At 31.9% G+C, this 24551-nt stretch carries 18 protein-coding genes, 1 pseudogene and 1 riboswitch; of the genes and pseudogenes, 14 read left to right on the plus strand and 5 right to left on the minus strand.

Features of this window, described 5'->3' with window-relative positions:
- The first annotated feature begins 19 nt into the window (after positions 1 to 19).
- The 4 genes from ACJDUG_RS12475 to ACJDUG_RS12490 are packed head-to-tail and all read left to right on the plus strand — an operon-like array spanning position 20 to position 5930.
- Complete coding sequence (locus ACJDUG_RS12475) at positions 20 to 1393, plus strand: TadA family conjugal transfer-associated ATPase (protein ID WP_406770211.1); 1374 nt, start codon at positions 20 to 22, stop codon at positions 1391 to 1393.
- Positions 1394 to 1437: 44 nt separating this feature from the next.
- Positions 1438 to 2367: a type II secretion system F family protein gene (locus tag ACJDUG_RS12480; RefSeq protein WP_406770212.1), complete on the plus strand. Its 930-nt coding sequence runs from the start codon at positions 1438 to 1440 to the stop codon at positions 2365 to 2367.
- 3 nt (positions 2368 to 2370) lie between these two features.
- On the plus strand, positions 2371 to 3288 hold the full coding sequence (locus tag ACJDUG_RS12485) for a type II secretion system F family protein (RefSeq protein ID WP_406770213.1): 918 nt from the start codon (positions 2371 to 2373) through the stop codon (positions 3286 to 3288).
- Between the two features lie 29 nt (positions 3289 to 3317).
- On the plus strand, positions 3318 to 5930 hold the full coding sequence (locus tag ACJDUG_RS12490; RefSeq protein WP_406770214.1) for a dynamin family protein: 2613 nt from the start codon (positions 3318 to 3320) through the stop codon (positions 5928 to 5930).
- A 94-nt stretch (positions 5931 to 6024) separates the two neighbouring features.
- On the opposite strand, the gene ACJDUG_RS12495 is transcribed toward ACJDUG_RS12490, so the two are convergent.
- Positions 6025 to 6342, minus strand: coding sequence for a hypothetical protein (locus tag ACJDUG_RS12495; RefSeq protein WP_406770215.1), 318 nt, complete (start codon positions 6340 to 6342; stop codon positions 6025 to 6027).
- A gap of 255 nt (positions 6343 to 6597) precedes the next feature.
- Between ACJDUG_RS12495 and ACJDUG_RS12500 the strand changes: the two genes are divergently transcribed.
- The 9 genes and pseudogenes from ACJDUG_RS12500 (at position 6598) to ACJDUG_RS12540 (ending at position 19180) form a co-directional block, all read left to right on the plus strand.
- Positions 6598 to 9066, plus strand: a complete 2469-nt coding sequence (locus ACJDUG_RS12500) for an ABC transporter substrate-binding protein (RefSeq protein WP_406770216.1) — start codon at positions 6598 to 6600, stop codon at positions 9064 to 9066.
- Positions 9067 to 9249: 183 nt separating this feature from the next.
- Positions 9250 to 9759 (plus strand): NADH-quinone oxidoreductase subunit NuoE, encoded by a 510-nt coding sequence (nuoE, locus tag ACJDUG_RS12505; RefSeq protein WP_406770217.1) that lies wholly within the window; start codon positions 9250 to 9252, stop codon positions 9757 to 9759.
- Positions 9760 to 9801: 42 nt separating this feature from the next.
- The gene (locus tag ACJDUG_RS12510) at positions 9802 to 10203 is read left to right on the plus strand and encodes a (2Fe-2S) ferredoxin domain-containing protein (protein ID WP_406770218.1); all 402 of its coding nucleotides are present in this window, start codon (positions 9802 to 9804) and stop codon (positions 10201 to 10203) included.
- Between the two features lie 37 nt (positions 10204 to 10240).
- Positions 10241 to 12034: pseudogene (gene nuoF / locus ACJDUG_RS12515) on the plus strand (NADH-quinone oxidoreductase subunit NuoF).
- Complete coding sequence (locus tag ACJDUG_RS12520) at positions 12021 to 13787, plus strand: NADH-dependent [FeFe] hydrogenase, group A6 (RefSeq protein WP_479723036.1); 1767 nt, start codon at positions 12021 to 12023, stop codon at positions 13785 to 13787. The pseudogene nuoF and the gene ACJDUG_RS12520 overlap by 14 nt, the downstream one beginning before the upstream one ends.
- A gap of 179 nt (positions 13788 to 13966) precedes the next feature.
- Positions 13967 to 16153: a DNA helicase RecQ gene (gene recQ / locus ACJDUG_RS12525; protein WP_406770219.1), complete on the plus strand. Its 2187-nt coding sequence runs from the start codon at positions 13967 to 13969 to the stop codon at positions 16151 to 16153.
- Positions 16154 to 16179: 26 nt separating this feature from the next.
- Entirely contained in the window at positions 16180 to 17937 is a 1758-nt protein-coding gene (locus tag ACJDUG_RS12530) for a helicase-related protein (RefSeq protein WP_406770220.1), read from the plus strand.
- A 98-nt stretch (positions 17938 to 18035) separates the two neighbouring features.
- Positions 18036 to 18902 (plus strand): tRNA 2-thiocytidine biosynthesis TtcA family protein, encoded by an 867-nt coding sequence (locus ACJDUG_RS12535; protein WP_406770221.1) that lies wholly within the window; start codon positions 18036 to 18038, stop codon positions 18900 to 18902.
- 5 nt (positions 18903 to 18907) lie between these two features.
- The gene (locus ACJDUG_RS12540; protein WP_406770222.1) at positions 18908 to 19180 is read left to right on the plus strand and encodes a hypothetical protein; all 273 of its coding nucleotides are present in this window, start codon (positions 18908 to 18910) and stop codon (positions 19178 to 19180) included.
- A gap of 22 nt (positions 19181 to 19202) precedes the next feature.
- On the opposite strand, the gene ACJDUG_RS12545 is transcribed toward ACJDUG_RS12540, so the two are convergent.
- From ACJDUG_RS12545 to ACJDUG_RS12560, 4 genes are all read right to left on the minus strand, one after another.
- Entirely contained in the window at positions 19203 to 19718 is a 516-nt protein-coding gene (locus tag ACJDUG_RS12545; protein ID WP_406770223.1) for a hypothetical protein, read from the minus strand.
- Between the two features lie 64 nt (positions 19719 to 19782).
- Positions 19783 to 20475 carry a L,D-transpeptidase family protein gene (locus ACJDUG_RS12550; protein ID WP_406770283.1) on the minus strand — a complete coding sequence of 231 codons (693 nt, stop codon included), beginning with the start codon at positions 20473 to 20475 and terminating at the stop codon, positions 19783 to 19785.
- A 138-nt stretch (positions 20476 to 20613) separates the two neighbouring features.
- The gene (locus ACJDUG_RS12555) at positions 20614 to 21747 is read right to left on the minus strand and encodes an SH3 domain-containing protein (protein ID WP_406770224.1); all 1134 of its coding nucleotides are present in this window, start codon (positions 21745 to 21747) and stop codon (positions 20614 to 20616) included.
- Positions 21748 to 22142: 395 nt separating this feature from the next.
- Positions 22143 to 22928: a LysM peptidoglycan-binding domain-containing protein gene (locus tag ACJDUG_RS12560; protein WP_406770225.1), complete on the minus strand. Its 786-nt coding sequence runs from the start codon at positions 22926 to 22928 to the stop codon at positions 22143 to 22145.
- Positions 22928 to 23053, minus strand: a riboswitch (cyclic di-AMP (ydaO/yuaA leader). (Overlaps the previous gene by 1 nt.)
- 226 nt (positions 23054 to 23279) lie before the next feature.
- On the opposite strand from ACJDUG_RS12560, the gene ACJDUG_RS12565 reads away from it, so the two are divergent.
- Positions 23280 to 24527: an MFS transporter gene (locus ACJDUG_RS12565; RefSeq protein ID WP_406770226.1), complete on the plus strand. Its 1248-nt coding sequence runs from the start codon at positions 23280 to 23282 to the stop codon at positions 24525 to 24527.
- Positions 24528 to 24551: the final 24 nt, after the last annotated feature.

Below are 24551 nucleotides of genomic sequence, written 5' to 3' on the forward strand. Positions count from 1 at the left end.
CTCAATAAGGAGAGATATTATGAGCTTACTTGAAAAAATAAATACCGTAAGCAAAATTGAAGATGAAAAGAAACAAGTAAAATCTGATAGTAAGTCGATTGTTTCTTCTGAAGCTAACAAAGCTTCAGGTGTGGCATTAAGTAAAGAGCAGGAATATAAATTAAAGCTTCAAAAAATAATTATTAATGAAGCTAAAAAAGATGATGATGTTGAAAACATTATCCCTAAAATAGATTCAATAGCTCAAAAGATTATAGATACTGAAGATAATTCATTTAAAACTGTTGATACGAAGAAGGTAGTAGAAGAACTAATAAACGACGTAACTGGATTTGGACCTATAAATCCTCTTTTATTAGATGAAGATATATCAGAAGTTATGGTGAATGGAATCAATATGGTGTATGTAGAAAAAAGTGGGAAAATTGTCCTTACAGATGTAAGGTTTAGAGATAACGACCAAATAATGAATGTAATTGATAAGATTGTATCACCACTTGGAAGAAGAATAGACGAAAGCAGCCCCATGGTGGACGCAAGACTTCCAGACGGCTCTAGAGTAAATATAATAATTCCGCCTCTTGCACTAAATGGGCCAACAATTACAATAAGAAAGTTCGCAAAAGAACCCTATACTATTCATAATTTAATTCAATTTGGCACAATTTCAGCAGATATGGCTAAATTTTTGGATGCTTGTGTAAAGGCTAGACTTAACGTATTAATTAGTGGTGGTACAGGTTCAGGAAAGACAACTACTCTAAATGTACTGTCTGCTTTTATACCTGACGACGAAAGAATAGTAACAATTGAAGATGCTGCAGAGCTGCAGTTATCACAGCAGCATGTTATTTCTTTGGAATCCAGGCAGGCTAATGTAGAGGGTAAAGGAGCTATTTCGATAAGGGAACTTGTAAAAAATTCTCTAAGAATGAGACCAGATAGAATAGTAATAGGTGAGGTCCGTGGCGGAGAGGCATTGGACATGCTACAGGCTATGAATACCGGGCATGATGGTTCCATTACAACAGGTCATGCAAATAGTCCAAGAGATATGATATCTCGTCTTGAAACGATGGTGTTAATGGCAGGACTGGAGCTTCCTATTAAGGCTATTCGTCAGCAAATAGCAGGAGGTATAGATTTAATAGTTCAGCAGTCAAGACTTAAAGACGGTACAAGAAAGATTATTAATATTACTGAAGTTCAAGACTTAGAAGGGGATGTTATCGTGCTTCAAGATATATTTACATTTAATCAAACTGGTGTAGATAAATCAGGAAAAGTAATTGGAAAGATGACTCCAACTGGTATAAGACCAAAATTCTATGAGCGCCTTGAAACTTCAGGCATAGAGGTACCAGCATCTATATTTAATGTAGAGGAGTGGTAATTGTGAAAGAAATAATCTTTTTATTTTACTTTTTGTGTAGTTTTATGATGATTTTCGGAATTTTATATATTTTAATTTTGAGGGACAAGAAGTTAGAAAAAAGACTTAGATATTATCTTGATATAAATGAAAAGCATAAGAAATCCAAGGATAAAACGAGTAAAGAACAACTAAAGTTTGTAGATCTTAAAAATATTTATCAATTTGTAAGGGCCAAAACATCAGAAGAAACTAGTGAGAAGCTTCTGCAGATACTTAGAAGTTCAGGCATACAAATGGATATTGAAGAATACATTGTTCTAGTTATAATTTCAATGGTATTCCTTGGATTTGCGTTAGCACTGCTTTTAAAAAGTTTTATTTTTGTAATTCCTGGTGCCGTTATTGGATATTTATTACCTAAGTTTTGGTTAAGCAGCAAACGAAAAAAAAGAATTAAGGAATTTAACGAAGCACTGCCAGATATGATTATGACAATCGTTGGATCCTTAAAAGCCGGATTAAGTTTTGCTCAAGCTATGAAGACTGTAGCTGAGGAATGTGAGTCTCCTGTAAAAGAAGAAGTAACAGCACTTTTAAAAGAGATGAATTATGGAATAACCATGGAAGATGCATTAAACAACTTAAAAACAAGAATGCCAAGTAGCGACCTAGATATAATGATACAAGCTATTTTAATCCAGAGGCAGGTTGGAGGAAATCTTTCAATGATTCTAGAGATAATAGTTAAAACTATTAGAGAACGTAATGAAGTAGAAAGACATGTTCAATCCTTGTCAGCTCAAGGAAAATTGTCGGGAAAGGTAGTAGGTTTTCTTCCAATTGCACTTTTTATAGTAATATCATTAATCAACCCAGGGTATATGGCACCCTTTACTAAAAGTTTAATTGGTAAAATAGGCTTAGGGGTTGGAGCTTTCTTTATGATAATTGGATTTATATTGATAAATAAACTTTCTAAAATCGAGGTGTAGTGTATGTTGCTTGAACTTTCCTTTGTAGTTACATTAGTATTTGTATGTTTATTCATTTATTCATTATCTCGTAAAGGGGAAATGAAAATAAAAAAGAGATATAAAAATTATGTGGGTGAAACGAAGCCTAATGCAAATGTTGATATAAAAAAAGGCGAGGAAAATATAAAGAAGAAAATTAATTTTTTTAGAAAAAAGGGCAGTGATTATTATACTAAGAAGCTTTCGACTAAGCAGGAAGAAAAATTAGAAAAAGCCTTGCTTAAAATGGGAAACCCATGGAGTATAACTAGTGCTGAATTTCAATTTTACATACTTTTGTTTAGAATATGTTTTCCTTTATCTGTTGGTATCTTTGAGAAATTAATTGGAGGAAAACTATTAGTTATCATTTTACTTATGCTTGCTAGTTTTGTAATGAGTATTTTCTTACCTAATATTTATATAAGTTCCAAGATAAAAAAAAGATATACTGTGGCTCTTAAGGAACTGCCAGATTTTTTAGATCTTCTTACAGTAAGTTTAGAGGCAGGGCTTGGGTTTGATTTAGCAATGAATAAGGTGATTTCAAAAAGCAATGGGGTATTAGCTTCAGAATTTCATATTTGTCTTGAAGAAATAAGGCTAGGTAAAACAAGAAGAGACTCTTTTATTGGACTAAAGGAGAGATTAAATTTTCCATCCCTAGTGTCTTTAATCAATAGTATCCTTCAAGGTGAAAAGCTGGGAATGAGTATGGTGCAGATCTTTAGAATCAAGTCCCAGGAAGAAAGGGACAAACGAAGACAAAGGGCTGAAGAGGCAGCTATGAAAGTACCTGTAAAAATTTTGTTTCCTTTGGTATTTTTCATATTTCCAAGTTTGTTCATTGTATTACTTGGACCTGTTGCAATAGAGTTAATTAATGGAATTGGTAAATAATCGAAAGTTTTAAGATAGGGGGCTTAGTTATGAAGGTAATTAAGATAAATGGAGTAAAATCTGATTCAGCATATGTTCAAAGTGTTTTAGAAGGGTATTCATTTGACAACCCTATTTTTATAATTGATAAGAATAAGGAGTTGTATAAGTTTATTGAAGAACTTACTATAGATGAATGTTATCTATACATTCTAAGAGTAGCAAGAGAAATTGAGTTTTCTGGCATAGATGTTAAGATCAGAAATCTTGAAACTAATTTCATTGAAAAGGATAATATTTTATCCTTTAGTGAATTACTTGAAGAGCTTAATGAATATGATCTTGATATTCACCAGATCATTATAGATACAGAAGATAAAAACTTTTTAAGTGATGTAATTCAAGCTCTTAATTACTTAAACTTAGATATTGAAGTTACAATGAAAAAAGAAAAAGGTGAAAGAGCAAGAGTAAATGCCTTTAAAACTGGCTTTTATAAATTGAGAAGGTCAATAATAAAAGCCCAGGATTTAATAAATGAAATAGAAGTAATAGATGAGCTTTCCTCTGAAAAGGATAATATTGTAGGTATACTAAATAAAATAAAAGTTAATCTTGATAGCGCCAAAGAAAGAAATTTAAATATTTCAGTTATGGCAACTAAAAAATCGGGAAAAAGTGTTGTCGTTAATTCCTTTCTCGGGGAACAATATGCTCCTACAAGTCTAGAATTACCTACACCTAATACCTGTATTTATAAAAAGAGTATAAATGATCAAATTCGATTAGTTTACGGTCCTGAGAATATTTATTTTGACTCACCTGAGGAAATTTACAAATATACCTATAATGAATTTAAGAAAGCCCAGAATAATTCAGAAGAGGAAAGTGCAATTGACGACATGGAAATTCACTATGTAAAAGACAGCAATGACTTTGCCACCTTTACTATTATTGATACCCCTGGGCCTAATTATGCAGGAGCTAATAATTCTAGTCAAGGAATAAATATGCATAAGAGAAATGCCTATAAGTGGATTGAGAAATCAGATGTGGTAATTTTCTTAGTTAATTACTCAAATTATTTAACTACTGATGAAGAAGAGTTTTTCAGAGATATTAAGACTCAATTTGAAAAACATGATAAGTTTTATTCATTAATTGTAGCAGTAAATAAGCTGGATGAAATGTATATGAGCGAATGTGAAAATAAATCTGTGGTAAGATTTCTAGATTACTTAAGGAGCAAGTTAAATAGCCTAGGCTATAGTGGGTTTATAGTACTTGGAATCTCAGCTAGATCATATTTTGATATTATAAAGGTATCTCAATTAGACAGCAGCGAATTAAAATATTTAGGTGAAACTAAGAGAATGTCACAACTTTCCGGTGATGAATTAAGACTTAGACTTAAAAAATTAAAGAGAAAATATATAGGCAAGAATCAGATGACAGTTTTAAGCTTTGTAGATGATCAACTTGAGAAACTTGAATGCTTTCAAGGACTTAATGACGTAAGCCTTAATACTCTTAGGGAGAGAAGCGGAATCCCTAAATTAATGGATTATACAACCTATGTGGCTATTCAGAAGGCAAATACTGAATTATACTCATCAATCATCTGGAGTATTGATGAATTATTTGTTAGGCTTAAAAATCTTGATTTAGTTAAGAGTATAATAGATGCAAAAATTGAAAAACAAGAAGAAATAGAAGAAATTGAAAATATGCTTCAAAAAATGATGGATACCTTCGATTTAATTGATAAAGAGATAAACCAAAATTTAATTTTTACAGAGCTTCAAGAGGATTTAATTTCTAAAATAAATGAATCTAGGGAAGAAAGTATAGAAGACATTAGCGATGTTTATGAGGAAAAGCTGGATAGATTCTTTATGAGGCTTAGAATGAAGGATAAAGATGATTTAAGGGAAATGAAGACTAAGGGCTTTAGTATTGATCTATCGGTTAATAATACTGAAATTGAAGAGGAATTGAATGCTTTGATTGGTAACATACTTAATACAATAAATTCAGATATTGATCTAAAAGAGAATTATTTTAAACAGTGTGATGCAGCAATAAAGGAAATAGTTCATTCCTTTAGTGAAAAGATTAAGAAGGATTATAATTTGAAGGATTTTATTATTACTGTACCTAAGGTTGATCATGCCTTTAACAGAAAATCTCTTGTTAAAATTCCCTCCATAAATATTGATTGTATAAATATTAAAGAGGATGTTTTAAATAGTATAGATTTTAGAGAGAATTTCTTAGAAAAATGCGTAAATCACTTTTTAGAAAATAAGATAGGTACCTATTCTACTGATGGTAAGAAGCTTAATGAAATAAAAAGAAATTGGATTGAGGCTATTAAGAATTCTGTTGAAGGGGAGTATTCTAATTTATTTACTGCCTTAGAAGTTAATACAATAAATTGTATTGAGGATTTAAAAACTCAAATTTATAAAGCTGCTGATAGCCTTACCAGTACGTACAAACTTACATTTAGTGATATGCTAAAAGATTTGTCAATATCTAAGATGAATGTGGAAGAACAGATGAATTATTTAGATGCCAAGCTTCAATTTTTTGATCAGATTGAAGATAAGATGTCTGAATTTAACGACATCTGGAATGGAATAAGAAGAGAACAAGTATAATTTAAGAATAAGCTGCGGTATAAGTAAATTAATACATGAATTTAAGCTATAGCAATTTGGTTAATGCTATAGCTTTTTTTTAGAGAAGTAAAATTTAACCTAAAAATTGAGGATTTTCTTGAAAGTCGGACCTAATGGCCTTTTGTAGAATAATTAGTTTCATTTCCTTATTATCCTTATTTAAGGAACAAGGAAAAGCAGAAGAACAATTCTTACATTTTAGGGTTTCCTCTTCTTTAATCTGCTCTCTATTATTAAACAGGAAGGGATAGGAAGCTTCCTTAGTTAACCAGGACTCATTATTTATACTATCAAGGTCATAAGTGTATAAGTAAGTTGCTTCTCTTATTAGTTCAAAATTAGTACTTCCGCATTTTGGACACTTTAATAAGGTTTGTAATCCTATTTCCATAATATAGCTCCTTTTTAAGAAAATTGAGTTAAGAAATAATATAAGCAATAATAATCACTAATGATATTAGATAGATTAATAAAAGATAATTATTAAATATATTCTTTCAATAATTAAATTATTTTAAACTTAAATTAGAAAATAATTAAAAATTAAAATTTTGAATTATTTTTTTCATTACTTGAATAAATATTTTGCATGAATCTAGAAAATATTGTAGAATTATAGTAGAAATTTCTAAAATGAGGTGATAACATGTTTGGATTTAAAAAGGACAAGACCATTGAAGAAATAAATCTAAATGAAAAAGCTTTAATAAACGCAGCAGCTCCCATTACAAATGAGAGTGGCATTGCAGTATTAAAGCATAATCAAAAATGTATTGTAGATAGAATTAATGAAAAAATTGAGGAAACTGGCTTTGCAGCTGAGAATTTAATAGCCTTGACTCATGAAATTGCTGAAAACGTTGAAGTACAGATGGGATCAATTGAAAAGGTAGTAAGTGAAGTAAGTAATTACTCTGCTCTTGCTGAAGAGGTATTTGCAAGTACGGAAAATTCAAGGCAAATAGCCGAGCAGACAATGGATATTGCTAAAGGCGGAAGTGAAGCAGTAAATAACTCCATAGAGGCTATGAAAGTAATAGAAGAATCTGTAGAAGAAGCAAAAAAAGTAGTAAATGATCTAAACCTTAAATCGGCACATATAAATGATATGCTTGCTATTATTAAAGATATAGCAAATCACACAAATTTGCTTTCCTTAAACGCCTCAATTGAAGCAGCAAGAGCTGGTGAGGCAGGAAGAGGCTTTGCTGTAGTTGCTCAGGAGGTTAAAAACTTAGCAGAAAGAAGTGTAGATTCTGCAGGTCAGATTTCTACGACTATAGATGAAATAAACGACAGCATAAAAGAGACTATTAAGGCCATGGACAATAGTATGAATAAAGTAATTGAAGGTACAGACATTGCTAATAATACAATGAAAGTATTTAATAATATAATTAATGCTGTTGGTACAACTAGCAGTGTTACTGAGGAAATTAATGTGGCAATTTCAAAGCAAACAGAAAGTTTAGAGGGAATAATTGCGGCAACTGAAGACATGAATAGAACATCAGAAAAAGTTCTTGGCATGGTAGAAACAGCATCACTTAATACCCAGTATACAAAAACTTCTTTGAACATGTTATCAGATGTATCAAAAGATCTTCAAACAATATCTTCAAAGCTTTTAGAAAAAATAGATAAAACTGAAAAAAGTGATACACTTGTAAAAACCTTTATAACTGATGCACCCTTAACAATGGATCCTCAAATGGCTTTTGATACTAATAGTGCTCAAATTCTTTATAATTTAAATGGTTCCATGCTTTATATAGGTTCAACCGGTGAAATTACTCCTGGAATAGCAAAAAGCTGGAATGTAGAGGAAGATAATTTAACATGGATATTTAATCTAAGAAAAGGAGCCAAATTTCATAATGGAAGAGAAATTACCGCTGAGGATATTAAGTACTCCTATGAAAGGCTATTAAGCCCTGCCTTAAAGTCACCAAATAGCTGGTTTTTAGATCAAATAGAGGGAGCAGCGGAATTTTTACAAGGTAGATCAAGAGAAGTAAATGGTATTAAAATATTGGATAGATATAGATTATCCATTAAGCTTACTAAGCCATATACAGGCTTCTTAGTTAATTTAGGACAATCTGTATGTTCAATTTTTGCTAAAGAAGATGTGGAAAAAGGAAAGCTTACTGGCTGCGGACCGTATATTCTTGAAAGTATGGATAAGGAAAGATGTGTGTTAACTGCATTTAAGGACTACTTTGGGGGGGCACCTTATGTAGATAAGATTGTTATAAATTTTGACGGTACTAAAGCTGTTGAAAGCTTTATGAATAATGAATGTGACTTTATTACCATCGATAATAAAACCCAAGTTGATGCCTTATCTATTAATAAATCTCTTAAAATAAGTTATAGAAGTATAATGGCTACCTATTATGCAGGTTTTAATTTGCAGAATAATTCAATTTTTGCTAATGATGCTGAAATTAGGAAAGCATTGAATTTGGCAATTGATAAGAAAAAAATAATAAATAATATTCTAGGAGGCTTAGGTGAAGTAGCTAAAGGACCTCTTCCTACCAATATGATTGATAATAGCTATTTATCTGGCTTTGATTATAATCCAAGAGCTGCAAAAGAAATTATTTCAAGAAAACTCCATGGAGGCTCAAAAATTAAATTCTTAATAAGAGATGAAAGCAGCGAAACTACTTTTAGTAAACTTGCTCGTAGTATTATTGAAGATTTAAAAGCAGTGGGTATTGATTGTATAGTTGAAAAAATATCTCCTGATAAATATCATACAAAAGAAGCTTTAAGCCGATGTGATTTGTTTTTAAGCCGATGGCTTTCAGATACTGGAGATATGGATAACTTCCTTCAGCCAATGTTTAATCCTGCTAATTCAACAGATTTTACAGGGTATAACAATTCAGAAGTTACAAGCATTATGGATAAGGCAAAGGAAATTGTAAACCCTCAAAAGAGAGTTCAATTGTATAAGGAAACTCAAAGTATAATAGCAAAAGATTGTCCTTGGATATTCTTATTTCATCCTCAAATAGGATGTGTATCAAAAGAAGGAGTAATCGGTGCAAGAGTAAGTCCTTTAGGGATTGTTAGATATGAAGATATTTTAAGAGAAAATTAAATAGTTATATAAAAAATCAATAATATTTTGGCTGTGATTATACCTTATTAATTTGTATAATCATAGCCTTTTTTGACGTTATTATATTTAAAATAAATTAATAAAAGTATTGAATATTCATAACGTTTTTAATATTATGATATTAGGATAATTAAAAATTTAACAAAGTTAGGAGTGATTCTTATGGTAAATTCCTGCAAATGTACAGAAAGTGGTTTAGATAACAGAACATTAAAAGTGTTAAATATTATTGAAAAACATAAGGAAGTCAAGGGTGGTCTAATACCTGTACTTCATGGAATACAGGAACTTTACGGCTATTTACCAGAGGAAGCTTTAAGGATGGTATCTGACGGACTTGAAATACCAATGACCGAAATATACGGAGTAGCTACCTTTTATCATTATTTTTCTTTAGTACAAAAGGGCGAACATGTTATAAGAGTGTGTTTAGGTACAGCCTGTTATGTAAAGGGAAGTCAACTATTAGTTAAAAGATTAACACAAGAATTAGGCATTGGTATAGGTGAAACTACGAAGGATAATAAGTTTACATTGGAAGCAACTAGATGTTTAGGAGCTTGTGGACTTGCCCCAGTAATGACAATCGACAATAAGGTTTATGGAAAAGTTACTTTGGAAGACATTAGAAGAATCCTAGATGAATATCTAATTAAGGAGCACAACAATTAGTAATTGCTGGGCACTCCAAAGAATTATAAGTGGAGGTATAATATGAAAACCATTGAAGAGCTTGAAAAAATCAGGAAAAAGACCTTTGAGAATATTAACCCTGGTATTAATAGGAAGAATCCAAGAATTGTAATTGGAATGGCAACCTGCGGAATTGCAGCAGGAGCTATGTCAGTTATGGGCGCAATTATAGATGAACTAAAAAGAAATGATATTAATAACGTGATTGTAGCACAGACAGGATGTATAGGCATCTGCAAACTGGAGCCTGTTGTTGAAGTATATATGCCAGGAAAAGAAAAGGTAACCTATGTAAAAATGAATGTCACTAGAGTAAGAAGAATGATTTATGAGCATGTAATAGGCGGAAAGACTATTGATGAATATACCATGCATCTTATAGAAGGAAAAGTTTTAAATGACTATACTGTGCTAGATACCTAAGTTGAGACGTAAATTTTATAATAAAGGAGGAAATTAAATGGATCTATTTAGGGCTCAAATACTAGTTTGCAGCGGATCTGGCTGCGCTTTAGAGGGTTCAATGGATATTGTCAATCAAATAAAGATTGAACTTAAGAAAAATAGAATAGAAAACGAAGTAGAAGTTATAAGAACTGGCTGTCTAGGACTTTGTGAATTAGGACCAATTATTATAGTCTATCCAGAGGGAACCTTTTATAGTAAAGTAACCTCTGAAGATATAAAAGAACTGGTGGAGGAACATTTGGTAATGGGCAAAGTAGTTAAAAGGCTTGCTCATTTCGAGTCCCTAGAGAATTATGCAGTAAGTTCTTTAAATAAGGCCCCATTTTATAAAAAACAAAATAGAATCGCACTTGCAAATTGTGGCTTAATAGATCCTGAAAATATAGATGAATATCTAGCAGTTGAGGGTTATAAGGCTTTGGAAAAAGCATTATTTAAGCTTACCCCAAGTGAGGTTATAGATGCATTAAAAAAGTCTGGTTTAAGAGGAAGAGGCGGTGGTGGTTTTTTAACAGGTTTAAAGTGGAAATTTGCTTCAAAACAAGAAAGTAGTGATAAATATATAATTTGTAATGCAGATGAAGGAGATCCTGGGGCATTTATGGATCGTTCTATACTTGAAGGAGATCCTCATTCGGTAATAGAAGCAATGATTATTGGAGGCTATGCAATAGGAGCTAATAATGGCTTTATTTATGTCAGAGCTGAGTATCCACTTGCTGTTGAAAGACTGAATATAGCTATAATTCAGGCTTTGGACTATGGATTATTGGGTGAAAATATATTAGGCTCTGGTTTTAATTTCAACATAGAAATAAGGCTAGGTGCTGGTGCTTTTGTATGTGGTGAGGAAACAGCTTTAATGAATTCAATAGAAGGAAAAAGAGGAATGCCAAACCCAAAACCACCATTTCCAGCAGTAAGCGGTCTTTGGAGAAAACCAACAGTAATTAATAATGTTGAAACCTTAGCGAACGTACCTAAAATACTGCTTAAAGGACATGATTGGTTCTCAAGTATAGGAACATTAAATAGTAAAGGAACCAAGGTTTTTGCTCTTGGAGGCAAGATAACCAATGCAGGCTTAATAGAAGTGCCAATGGGTATTACATTAAGAGAGGTTATTTATGACATTGGTGGAGGAATACCTAATGGAAAGCATTTTAAGGCGGTTCAAACCGGAGGGCCTTCTGGAGGCTGCATTACAACAGAGAATTTAGACACACCAATTGATTATGACAGCTTAACAGCCTTAGGCTCAATGATGGGCTCAGGAGGAATGATTGTACTTGATGAAGATAACTGTATGGTGGATGTAGCACGATTTTATTTAGATTTTATTAAAGATGAATCCTGTGGAAAGTGTACTCCATGCAGAATAGGCACTAAAAGGATGCTTGAAATTTTAGAGAGAATAACCTCTGGAAATGGAACACTTGAGGATTTAGATAAATTAGAAGCTTTAGCAAAGCAAATTAAGTTGGTTTCCTTATGCGGACTTGGTCAAACTGCACCAAATCCAGTGCTTTCTACTTTAAAATATTTTAAAGATGAATAACTTGCACATGTAGTAGATAAAAAATGCCCAGCTGGAGTTTGCTCAGCACTCATAGAATACAACATAAATTCTGAAAAATGCAGAGGCTGCAGCCTTTGTGCAAGACAATGCCCTGTAAATGCAATAAGTGGTGAAATAAGACATACCTACAATATAGATCAAATGAAATGTATTAAGTGCGGTGCTTGTATAAATAAATGTCCATTTAAGGCAATTGAAAAGATTTAAAAAAGTTGGTGATAAAATGGAAATGGTTAAGTTTATGATAGATGACAATTATGTGGAAGTTCCGAAGGGAACTACGGTACTAGAAGCTGCTAGAAAAATAGGAATTAATATACCAAGTCTTTGCTACCTAAAAGATGTTAATAACTGCTCCTCCTGCAGAATCTGCATAGTAGAACTTAATAACAAACTTAAAGCCTCCTGTAGTTTAAAGGCGGAGGACAATATGGATATAAAAACTAGCACTTCTATGGTGAGAGAAGAACGAAGGCTGGTAGTTGAACTTTTGCTTTCAAATCACAAAAGAGAATGTACAACTTGCATAAGAAGTGAAAATTGTGAACTTCAAAGGGCAGCAAGGGAATTAAATGTGAAGAATATTAATTATATTGGAGAAAAAGTTCAAAAGCCAATGGATTTATCCTCACACTCTATTGTAAGAGATCCAGAAAAGTGCATACTTTGCGGGAGATGTATAAGTACCTGTGCCAATTTGCAAACAGTAAATGCTATTGGTTTTTCCCATAGAGGCTTCTATACTGAAGTAACTTCTGCATATGATAAACCCTTTGGTGAGACAGTTTGTATAAACTGCGGGCAGTGTATTACAGCTTGTCCAGTTGGGGCTCTAAGTGAAAAAAGTGATATTGATAAGGTTTGGAATGCACTAGAAGATAATGAAAAATGTGTAATTGTGCAAACTGCTCCTGCTGTGAGAGTGGCTATAGGAGAAGAATTTGGCTTAGATTATGGTACAAGAGTTACAGGGAAGTTGGTTTCAGCCCTTAGAAAATTAGGGTTTCATAAAGTTTTTGATACAGATTTTGCTGCTGACCTTACAATCATGGAAGAGGGCACAGAATTAATAAAAAGACTTGAGAAGAGAGAAAACCTTCCGTTAATGACTTCCTGCTGCCCTGGTTGGGTGAAGTTTGTAGAACAATTTTATCCGGAAATGCTTAAAAATTTATCAACTTGTAAATCTCCACATGAAATGGAAGGTGCTCTAATTAAAAGTTATTACGCAGCAAAGATTGGTGTAAATCCAAAACAAGTAGTAGTGGTTTCAGTAATGCCCTGCACAGCTAAAAAATTTGAAGGTCAAAGAGAAGAATTATCAAAAGATAATATGCAGGATGTTGATTATGTGCTTACTACAAGAGAGCTTGCACAGATGATTAAAGAGGATGGAATAGATTTTTATAAATTAAATGATGAAGAATTTGATAGTCCGCTTGGGGAATCAACTGGAGCAGCAGTGATATTTGGAGCTACAGGAGGTGTTGCAGAAGCAGCTCTTAGAACGGTATATGAAATTACAAGTGGAAAGCCTTTAGATAAGATAGAATTTGAGGATTTAAGAGGTAATGAAGGTATCAAAATAGCAAAAATTGAGCTAGGTAATGGCACTATTGTAACGACGGCTGTGGCACATGGTCTTAAAAATGCAAGGGCATTATTAAAGAAGGTAAAAAACAGCGAAATAAAAGTTGATTTTATTGAAGTCATGGCATGTCCTGGAGGCTGCGTCACAGGTGGGGGTCAGCCAATTCTTAGTTCTAAAACCCTGGAGCAAATAGATATTAAAACTCTAAGAGCAAAAGCCATTTATGAGGAAGATCGAGAATTGCCCCTTAGAAAATCACATGAAAATCCATTTATTAAAACGCTCTATGAAGAATTCTTAGAGAAACCTAATAGCTACTTAAGTCATGAGCTCTTGCATACAACCTATAAAGAGAGGGAAAAATTCTAATATTAAAAAGCTGTCTCATATTATGAGATAGCTTTTTTGTATTTAAGATTATTGAACTAGACATTTATGTCTATAATTGTAGATAGAAATGTTTTATAATATTAAATAAACGATGTAAACAATAAATTATATATGTTTGTCTATAATTATAGCTAATGCATAGAACTGGAGTGAAATTAATGGTAAATAAAGCTATAGAAGCATTACAAAAGTATTATGGCTATAAGGACTTTAGAGAGTCTCAAAAACCAGTTGTAGAGAGTATTTTAAAAGGGAAAGACACTTTAGCAATAATGCCTACTGGTGGTGGTAAATCTATATGTTACCAAGTGCCTGCTGTGCTTTTTGAAGGTATTACAATAGTTATTTCACCTCTGATTTCCCTAATGAAAGACCAAGTGGATAATATTGTAGATTTAGGAATAAGTGCAGCTTATATAAATAGCTCACTATCAAGTAATAAAATAAATATAATTTTAGATAAACTTAGAAATAAAGAAATAAAAATTTTGTATTTAGCTCCTGAAAGACTAGAGTCAGTTGACTTTTGTGAGCTTATGAAGGATTTGAATATATCTCAAATAGCCATAGATGAAGCTCACTGCGTATCTCAGTGGGGGCATGATTTTAGAACAAGCTATAGATATATTCCTAAGTTTATATGTATTTTTAAAACTAGACCACTTATTACAGCATTTACAGCTACTGCGACAAAAGAAGTTAGAGAGGATATAGTTAAGCTTCTAGAATTAGATAGCCCAAATGTATTTGTTGCAGGCTTTGATAGGGCAAACTTAAATATAAATGTTATAAAAATTTCAAATAGGTTCAGCTATTTATTAAAATATATAAAGGAAAACTCTGATAGCTCAGGAATTATATATGTTTCCACTAGAAAAGAAGCAGATAACATATATGAGAAGTTAATTGAAAATAATATTAATGCAGGTAAATATCATGCAGGACTATCTGATGAGGATAGGAAAAATAATCAGGAAAACTTTGTTTATGATAGGACTAATGTAATGGTTGCAACTAATGCTTTTGGCATGGGCATTAATAAACTTGATGTTAGATATGTTATTCATTATAACCTTCCTAGAAATATAGAGTCCTATTATCAGGAAATAGGAAGAGCAGGCAGAGATAGTGAGAAAAGTGATTGTATTTTAATGTTTGCACCTCAAGATGTTATGACTCAAAAGTATTTAATCGAAACAAGTATAGAGTCACCTGAAAGAAGGGCTAATGAGTATAAAAAGCTTCAAGGTATGGTGGATTTTGTACATCATAATGGCTGCCTTAGAAAATATATTCTAAATTATTTTGAAGAAGAAGAAGCTTACTCAGAATGCAGCAGCTGCAGTAACTGCTTAAGTGATGGAGAAATGATTGATAAAACCGTTGATGCCCAAAAAGTACTATCTTGTATATATAGAATGAAAAGAAATTTTGGTGTTAATGTAATTGTGGATGTACTTAGGGGATCCTCACAAAAGAAAGTTCTTCAATATAAATTTAATGAATTGTCTACCTATGGCATAATGAAGGAATACTCAAAGGAATATGTAGCTGGCTTTATTAATACCCTTATTTCCCATGGATATATATCTTTAAAGGAAGGAGAATTTCCTACAGTAATATTAAACACTATATCCATGGAGATCCTTAGAGGTCAGGAAAAGGTAATATTAAAAGAATTGACAAAAGTTAAAAAAGTATCTTCAGATAACAGTCTATTCGAAAAATTAAGAGCAGCACGTAGAGAAATTGCTCTTAAGGAAGGAGTACCTCCTTATTATATATTTTCTGATGCTACCTTAAGTGAAATGAGTAGACGCTTTCCTGCAGCTGAAGAACAAATGAGAGACATATCCGGGGTCGGTGAAGTAAAGTATGAAAGATATGGAGAAATATTCATCAATCATATAAATGATTATATAGTTGAAAACAATATAGCAGTAACATGGACCTTTGAAAGAGATATTAAAACAGGTAAATCCAAAGAAAAACTTCCTCTGAAAGAAAACATTGAAGGATTAAAAACAAAAACCCATGATATAACGTTAAATATGCTTAAGGAAGGGAAAAGCATAAGGAATATAGCAAAAGAAAGAGAGCTAACTTTAGTTACAATTTTATCTCACCTTGAGAAATGCGCTGAAGAAGAAAAACTTAAAGGCATTTCAATCGATTTTGAAGAAATGTTTACTGAAGAAGAAGAGATGCTGATACTTAAGGCAGCTAATGAGGTTGGTTCTGAGAGACTTACCCCAATTAAGAAGCTGCTGCCTGAGGACATAAGCTTTGATAAAATAAGAGGGGTAATTATAAAGAACTTTGATTTAAAAAGAGAAGCTAATTAAGTAAAGGACTAAGGGAGAGGAAATAGATGAAAAGAGGGGTAATTGAGCGAAATTTTAGAAAGTTGAAAAATCAAATAAGCCAAATTGATGAAATAGTAAGGCATACAAAAACAAATTCCCTATGGGAACATGAGGCTTCTGTAAGAAAAAAACTAAAAGAACTTAGAGAATATGAGAATGAGAATCTAAAGGACTTAAAAGATGTATATGAAGGTTACTTAAAAATATTAGAATTTATTTCAAAAAAGCTAATTGAAGATTTTAACAAAAGCAATAAAACTGATTTTCACTTTGATGAAATTGTTTATGAACATTATGACAGTTACTTAAAATCAGGTATAATGAGTGCCTTAATAACTGAGCACATTCCTGATATAGCTTCCAGGGAATTTGACAAGGTATTTCCTGAAAACCCTAAGAATGAGTATCCTGAAGCTAGAAAAATGAGCAGAAAATTCTACCTTCATCTAGGTGAAACAAATACAGGTAAAACCTATAATGCAATTCAAAGACTAAAGCAGGCGAATAAGGGAATATACTTATCGCCCTTAAGAATATTGGCTCTTGAAAATTATGAAAGGCTTAATAGTGAAGGTATAAAGTGTAATCTAATTACCGGAGAAGAAGAAATAATAGTTGAAGAAGCTAGACATATCGCATGTACTATTGAAAAACTAAATGTGGAAGAAGAATATGACATAGGAATAGTAGATGAAATTCAGATGATTGATGATGATCAAAGAGGGCAAGCATGGACAAAGGCGCTTTTAGGCCTTAAGTGCAAAGAAATACATGTATGTGGAGCCATAAATACTAAAAAGCTTTTGATTAACATCCTAGAGGACTGCGGGGATGATATAGAGATACTTGAATACAAAAGAGAAATACCACTTGAAGTTTTAAGCAAGTCTTTTTCATATAAAGACATTGATATAGGAGATGCACTTGTTGTTTTTTCAAAGAAAAGAGTGTTGGAATTAGCTTATTATTTCTCAGATATAGGAATAAAGGCGAGTTTAATCTATGGAGATTTACCACCTGAGGTTAGAAAAAAACAATATGAGCAGTTTTTAAATAAGGAAGCAGCTATATTAATAACTACTGATGCAATTGGTATGGGTGTAAATTTACCCATAAAACGAATAATCTTCATGGATATAAAAAAATACGACGGCTATGAGGTAAGATATTTAAAATCTCAAGAAGTAAAACAAATCGCCGGAAGAGCAGGGAGAAAGGGAATTTATGAAACAGGCTATGTTGCATCACAGGGTGGCAATTCAGAATTTTTAAAGGAGAGCCTTGAAGTAGAGGACTATCCCATTAGTAGAGCTGTGCTAGGTCCAAGTGAAGAAATTTTAAAAGTAAGAAATTTACCTCTTAAAGAAAAGCTGGCCCTTTGGGTTACTAGAAAAGAAAAAGTTGGGTTTTATAGGAAAATGGATATAAATGAATATTTAATAATTTTAGATAATGTAAAAAAATATAAACTTGATGAAAGAACTCAATGGACCATACTAAAAATCCCTTTTGATGTATCCAATAATGATATGATGAATTCTTTCTTAAGTTATGTAGATGAGATTTTTATTGCTAATAGAAAAATTATATCTAAACCTGAACTGTTAAAAAAGGAACTCTATGATTTGGAATTACAATATCAAAGGGTTAATTTATATTATTCCTTTTCACGTGCCTTTAATCTAGAATTTGATGAACAGTGGGTATTAGATGCAAGAAAAGATGTAAGTGTTTCTATAAATAATATTTTATTAAAAATATAATAATATAATGGCATCCAGATGTGTTAAATAAGTAATAACTCATATGGATGCCATTAAAAAATTATGCTATAATGATTTGGAAAAAGAGAGGTGTTTAAATGAGTGGAGTAGCTGGAGAGGGATGTGAAATTTTAGTTCCCTTTAATGAAAGAAAACCAATAGAGGTTATAGAAAGAAGTATAACTGCAACATATAGAAAACATATTTGGGCTAAGTTTATAAAGGCCATTCAAGAATATAATTTGGTAGAAGAGGGAGACAAAATAGCTGTTGCAATTTCAGGAGGAAAGGATAGCCTTTTAATGGCAAAGCTTTTTCAAGAGCTTTATAAGCATAGCAAGGTTAAATTTCAGCTGGAATTTATTGTAGCAGACCCTGGATATCATGAAAATATTAAAGAGCTTTTAATTGACAACTGCAAGCATCTAAACATTCCTATAAAGATTTTTAATTCAGGAATTTTTGAAATAGTGGATAAGATTGCTAAGGATTATCCATGCTATATGTGTGCTAAAATGAGAAGAGGGGCATTGTATACAAAGGCACAGGAGTTAGGTTGTAATAAGGTTGCTTTAGGACATCACTATAACGATGTAATAGAAACAACACTATTAAATGTACTATATACGGGTAATTTTAGTACCATGCTTCCTAAGTTAAAATCGGATAATTTTGAACATATGGAGCTTATAAGACCAATGTATTATATTGAAGAAATGTATATTGAACGTTTTACTCAAAATAGTGGTATTTGGCCACTTAATTGTGCTTGTATGGTTGCAGCTAAAAAAATAGGAAATAAACGTTATGAAATAAAAGCTCTTATAAAACAGTTAAAGGAAGACTTTAAAGATGTGGAAAAATCAATCTTCAGAGCTGCAGAAAATGTGAATTTAAATGCTATACTCGGCTATAAAAAAGATGGACAAAAACATAGTTACCTAGAGTTTTATGATGAGGAGTAGATATTTTGATTAAGATTTGGGGCAAGATTATAAAAAATAATAAGATAATTAAGGATGCTGTAGCAACTTCAAATATAGAAGGGGATTACCAAGAAAAATTAAAGGAGTGCATCATTGAATTATGTGAAAAATTCGATATTCAAAAACCATACTGGCTGCCCACTAATTTGGAAGAATATAACAAAAGGAACAAAACTACCTTTACTTATCATAATTTTATGGAAGAAATTGATTTTGATAAGTTTGTAATACAAGAGTTAGATATTAAAAATAAATGAGATTGTATGCTTATATACAATCTCAATTGTTTTTAAAACTATTCATGATAAACTTAAGGTCATAAAACATATCCCCAAAGGGACTAGTACAGCCATAATCAATTAATACATTATTATCCTTCAACATTCCCCAAGAGCTAACGGAAATCAGATCTTCATAAAACAGGTAATGTTTATCAGCTAGAAAACATAAATCATTAAAGAAAGCTTTATCTTTAGAGAAATTAAAAACATTAATATATTTATCCTTGAGAGTATTAGTTAACGGCACAGCTCTTTCCATAATCAAAATATTTGGTTTAAAGCAAGCTATAGGTGATAAATATTTTTTAAGTTTTAGATTCACATGAGTGAAAACGTAAAGCTCTACTTTGTTCTGATATATCCCTTCATTTCCTTTTGCAACCTTAATTACATAATCTTTATCAAGTGCATAAACCTTTCTGCTAATACCTTCTCCAAGAAACAAAAATTTTAAATCAAAATCTGTACTTCTTAAGTTGCACAAGTTTTTAAAAAATGCCTCTGAAATTGCCACAGTGTATCACCTAAAAATTATTCTACTATTACATATATGTTAAGGTATTTAGAATGCTACTTTTTTATTCAAAGGGCAGAATGCCAATGGCTGTATAAAAATCATAATCTACTGTATGACTTGTGCTTAAGTTATTATCTTTTCTAAATTTAATAACCTTTTCTTTCATAGCTTCCCCATATTTTCCGTCTAATGCACCTAAGTAATAGCCTTTATCTTTAAGCCTTCTCTGGACTTCATATACGTCGGCGCCAGTATCACCAGGCTCTAGATATCTAAATTTATTTATGAACATGTCATATGGACCACCATATATGACTACAGGGGTTCCATAGCCAACTCTTTCATATAAATTTTCTACATCTTTATTAAGCATTCTTATGCAGCCAAGTGACACTGAGCCGCCTATAGATAAAGGCTTATTAGTGCCGTGTATGCCATATCTGCCCCAAGGTACATTAAGTCCCATCCATCTAGTACCAAAACCGGCACTCCATTTTCCTTTGCTTACAATAGTCCATGTACCGATTGGAGATGGAGTAGATGGTTTTCCACCAGCTATAGTATAAGAGCTTACAATTAAATTTTTTTGAGTGTCAATTAAATATAATTTTGTATCTACTAAATCAATTAGAATATTGTATTTCGGCTTATATTCATTAGATTTTATCTGGGTTTCAGCCTCGATTAATGTAGGAAAGAAGGATAAAATATATAATGAAAAAGAAAAAATTAAGATACATTTTAAGGTTTTAATTTTATCAACTCCTTACTATTATAAAATACAAAGTTATTATTTACTTTAGAAAATAAAATATTCAAATAAAAAAGTAAGAAGAGTGGTAATATGTTCCTCATACTTTCCTCTTCTTACTTTTTAGTTGATTTTATTAAATTAATTTACGTACTTTACATAATCGCTGTAAACATAACCTTGAATTCCATTTAATTTTATGTTTATCCAATTACCATCTTGTGATGCGTTCAAAAATTCTGCAAATTGATTTTGTGCTAAGGTTCCGTAAATTGAACTACTAGCGGAAGCAGATGCCCTAATATTAAGTAAGTAAGCATTATTAATGGCAACGTATCTGCCGGTTAAATTTGAATTAATTAAATTACCATATATAAATCCTGTCTGACCATTATAGGTTATTTGATACCAGCCATTAGAAAAGTTCAAAATTTTCACAATTGCATCCTTTGGAATGGTTCCTGCTAAACTTCCGGATGTAGAAGGACTAGTTCTGAAATTCGCCGCATAATTTACATTGACTATTTTACCTAAGGAACTAGATGTAGTAATGGAATCATCAACAATATTTATATATCTTCCGGGAATATAACCATTATTAATATCATCCATTGTAACAAAATACCTTTTAGTGCCTTGAATACCTCCAAACACTTGATCCCAAGTTGCCTCATAGGTATATGCTCCACTAATACCATTTAGGGTACCCCATCTATCAAAAATCAATACGTGATCACCTGGTCTATCAAGAATATCCATATGCTTTAATTGACTCAAAGAAATTTTTGTAAAATAGTTATCAAATAAGGAATAGGTAGAAAGTTTATCACCTGCAATATTAAAAACTGATTGAACAAAACCTGAACAATCTATGCCTGAAGTACCTGGAATTAAACCGTAACCTGCAGTTGTATTTACATTACCTGTATTGGCTCCCTTATTAACCGCATCTAAGAAATTTGTCCAAGAAGCACCGTATGAACTTGAATCTAAGCTATCATGACCACCCCAATTATAGGGAATTCCTCTTGCTTCATCTGCGGCAATTCCATTTAACTGATCTGGCTGAGTTACCATAGAAGAATAGGTAGAACCTATAGAATTATTTTTACTTTTGTCATAAGTCCATGTGAGGTTTATCATATTCAGTGCTCTTTGTTCTGCTTGACTTCTAGAAATAGAAGTGGCAGTAACAGCACCTGTTTTATAAGAAGGAATTGTAACTGCAGTTAAAAACAATAAAGCTATTGATGTTTTATGAGTCCATTTCAACAATTATCACTCCTAAAATTTTTTTATTAATATAAGTATTCATCGCAGATTTCTTATATTGAATTTAGCAAAAATATATAAAATATGTGGAATGAGGTTAAAAGCCTAAATGGCTTTTAACGGGCAACTTATGAGTGGCAGCGAGTGCTTTTAAGATGCCCAGTGCCAAGTTTAAAAAAAACTCCAAAGCCTTAGGCTATTCGTTTATTTGAGTGAAAGAATAGCCACAAAGCCTTCGTGTTGTATGTCTGAATGAAATGAATTTAGTTCAACACTTGGTTTTGTGGCTATTGAGAGCTTAGAACTTCTTTCGAAGCGATGAGCTCATGCATCATATTTTATATATTGTAGCTATTTTTATATAAATTTTTAACTGTGAAGTTCCTAATATAGTCAGATTAATATGAAAAAACCATTTTATCAACTCTTAATGCTACAGTCTTTGACCAAAGCCAAGTATTTGTAGTACTATCATCAAAATAGAACTGTGCACCATGAGTAGGATCTGTACCTTTTAATGCATCTAAGGCAGCCTGTCTACTATCAGCTGTAGCAGGATTATTAATCCATCCATTTAAAACTGGTGTAAATTGATAGTAACCATTTATTTGTTGATAGATTACATCTTTAATAGTATTTGGCCAATCAGCACTTTTTACTCTGTTAATTACAACAGCACCAACAGCAACCTTAGCTTCATATGGCTCACCTTGAGCTTCAGCGTTTATAAGTCTAGCTAATAAATCTAAGTCTGCTTCGGTGTAAGGAATTACACCTGCAGATGCCTGACTTACAGAAGTTGAAGGAGATGAACTTTGTGAAGAGCTTGTACCCGGAATTATTAAAGTCTGATTTGGATATATAGCATCAATCCAATAGTTATTTGCAGTTCTTAAAGCAGTTAGAGAAACACCAAATTTTTTCGCTATTAAATATAAGGTATCTCCGCTTTTTACAGTATACTGCACAGCAGGTACATTTAATACTTGTCCAGGATAAATCATAGAAGAACCTAATTTATTAGTCTGCATAAGCACTGAACTATTAGTATTAAATAAATTTCCTATTTTATATAGAGAATCACCAGATACAACTTTATAGCTGGCAGCATGTACCAAATTACCAGATAGAAATGAGATTGATAGAGCAAAAAGTAAACTTTTTGTTATTTTAGATTTTAGCATAATTGCCTCCTTTTGCCTCCGAGGTTAGTTGACGGGTTCGGGTAAGAGGTACCCTACTCATTAAATGAGATTCACCCCAGGATAAATCCCCCGTACTCCTTTTGGAGATTCGGCGTTTTGTATGTGATTATTGTAACAAAAGAAATCTTATATTTCTATGCAATATATGTGGAAATGGGGGCAAATGATGGTATGTGTTTAATTCCTAAGTATATTAAGGCTTATTTTAATTTAAACTATATATTATAAAATTAAACTTTTAAAACAATTTTAAATATACATAAAGTTGCGACAAAAATTAATATATTATATTATAAAATAAGGATTAATTTAAGAGGGGATGGCATATGAATGAATTTAATGACGAAATTTAAAAGACTAGGTAATAATAATTTCCATGCATTAACCCATAAAAACTTTAGATATTATTGGTTTGGACAATGTATCTCCTTAATAGGTACCTGGATGCAGAGTATAGGTCAATCTTGGCTGGTTTTTACCATTACAGGTTCACCATTTTTGCTTGGACTTGTTGGAACTATTCAATTCCTGCCTATAACCATATTTTCTCTTTTTGCAGGAGTAGTTGTAGATAGATTTCCAAAGAAGAAGATATTATTAATAACTCAAAGCATTTCTATGCTCCTTGCTTTAACTCTTTCAATTTTAGTATTTACACATACAGTAAAATATTCATACATACTTATAATAGCTCTTATTTTGGGATTTACAAATACACTGGATACACCAACAAGACAAACCTTTGTAGTTGAGGTAGTTGGAAAGGAAGATTTAATGAATGCAATTGCATTAAATTCTGCTGTTTTTAACTTAGCAAGGATTCTTGGACCATCAATTGGTGCATTGATCATGTCTCTACTAGGTGCTGGATGGTGTTTCTTGTTAAATGGCCTTAGTTTCATAGCGGTTATTTATGGACTTATTAAAATAAAACCAACCCCTTATGTAAGAAAAACAAATTCGGAAAGTAAAATATTAAAGGAAATTAAAGATGGGTTATTATACATTTATAAGACTCCAAAGCTAATGAAAACAGTTTTAATTGTATTTGTATTGGGAGTTTTTGCTTTTAATTATAATGTACTGCTTCCTGTATTTACAAAAAATGTTCTTCATCAGTCTGAAGGAACCTATGGATTTTTAATGGCATCATTGGGAATAGGTTCACTTATTGGTGCTGTTACAGTATCTTTAAAAAGTAGGAAGGGTCCTAAACATTCAACTTTGCTGCTAAGCTCAATTATAGTATCAATAATGTTGATGCTCACTGGATTAAGTAAACTGGAGTACATAGCTGCATTTTCTTTAGCTATAACTGGTGTATTTAATATTTACTTTTCCACAACAGCAAATTCTACACTCCAAATAAATGCTAAAGATGAATACAGGGGAAGGGTGATGAGCGTATATGCCTTAGTTTTTGCAGGTTCAACTCCTATAGGTAATTTGTTTTCAGGCACAGCTGCAGATAAGCTTGGAGCTTCCTCAGCCTTTGTAGTTAGTGGAATATTAAGCCTTTTATTTATAACAATTTTAGTTATAATATTTAATAGAAAACCAAATTCTGAAAAAGCTTAATTAAAAGAAGTTTCTATTTATCAT

This window comes from Candidatus Clostridium stratigraminis (genome assembly GCF_045310675.1).
Classification (GTDB): domain Bacteria; phylum Bacillota; class Clostridia; order Clostridiales; family Clostridiaceae; genus Clostridium_AT; species Clostridium_AT stratigraminis.

Coding starts and splice junctions, on each gene's coding strand:
- ACJDUG_RS12485 (WP_406770213.1), top strand. CDS start 2,371: ATGTTGCTTGAACTTTCCTTTGTAGTTACATTAGTATTTGTATGTTTA.
- ACJDUG_RS12535 (WP_406770221.1), top strand. CDS start 18,036: ATGAGTGGAGTAGCTGGAGAGGGATGTGAAATTTTAGTTCCCTTTAAT.
- ACJDUG_RS12560 (WP_406770225.1), bottom strand. CDS start 22,928: ATGCTAAAATCTAAAATAACAAAAAGTTTACTTTTTGCTCTATCAATC.
- ACJDUG_RS12495 (WP_406770215.1), bottom strand. CDS start 6,342: ATGGAAATAGGATTACAAACCTTATTAAAGTGTCCAAAATGCGGAAGT.
- ACJDUG_RS12475 (WP_406770211.1), top strand. CDS start 20: ATGAGCTTACTTGAAAAAATAAATACCGTAAGCAAAATTGAAGATGAA.
- recQ (WP_406770219.1), top strand. CDS start 13,967: ATGGTAAATAAAGCTATAGAAGCATTACAAAAGTATTATGGCTATAAG.
- ACJDUG_RS12490 (WP_406770214.1), top strand. CDS start 3,318: ATGAAGGTAATTAAGATAAATGGAGTAAAATCTGATTCAGCATATGTT.
- ACJDUG_RS12510 (WP_406770218.1), top strand. CDS start 9,802: ATGAAAACCATTGAAGAGCTTGAAAAAATCAGGAAAAAGACCTTTGAG.
- ACJDUG_RS12530 (WP_406770220.1), top strand. CDS start 16,180: ATGAAAAGAGGGGTAATTGAGCGAAATTTTAGAAAGTTGAAAAATCAA.
- ACJDUG_RS12480 (WP_406770212.1), top strand. CDS start 1,438: ATGATGATTTTCGGAATTTTATATATTTTAATTTTGAGGGACAAGAAG.
- nuoE (WP_406770217.1), top strand. CDS start 9,250: ATGGTAAATTCCTGCAAATGTACAGAAAGTGGTTTAGATAACAGAACA.
- ACJDUG_RS12500 (WP_406770216.1), top strand. CDS start 6,598: ATGTTTGGATTTAAAAAGGACAAGACCATTGAAGAAATAAATCTAAAT.
- ACJDUG_RS12565 (WP_406770226.1), top strand. CDS start 23,280: ATGAATTTAATGACGAAATTTAAAAGACTAGGTAATAATAATTTCCAT.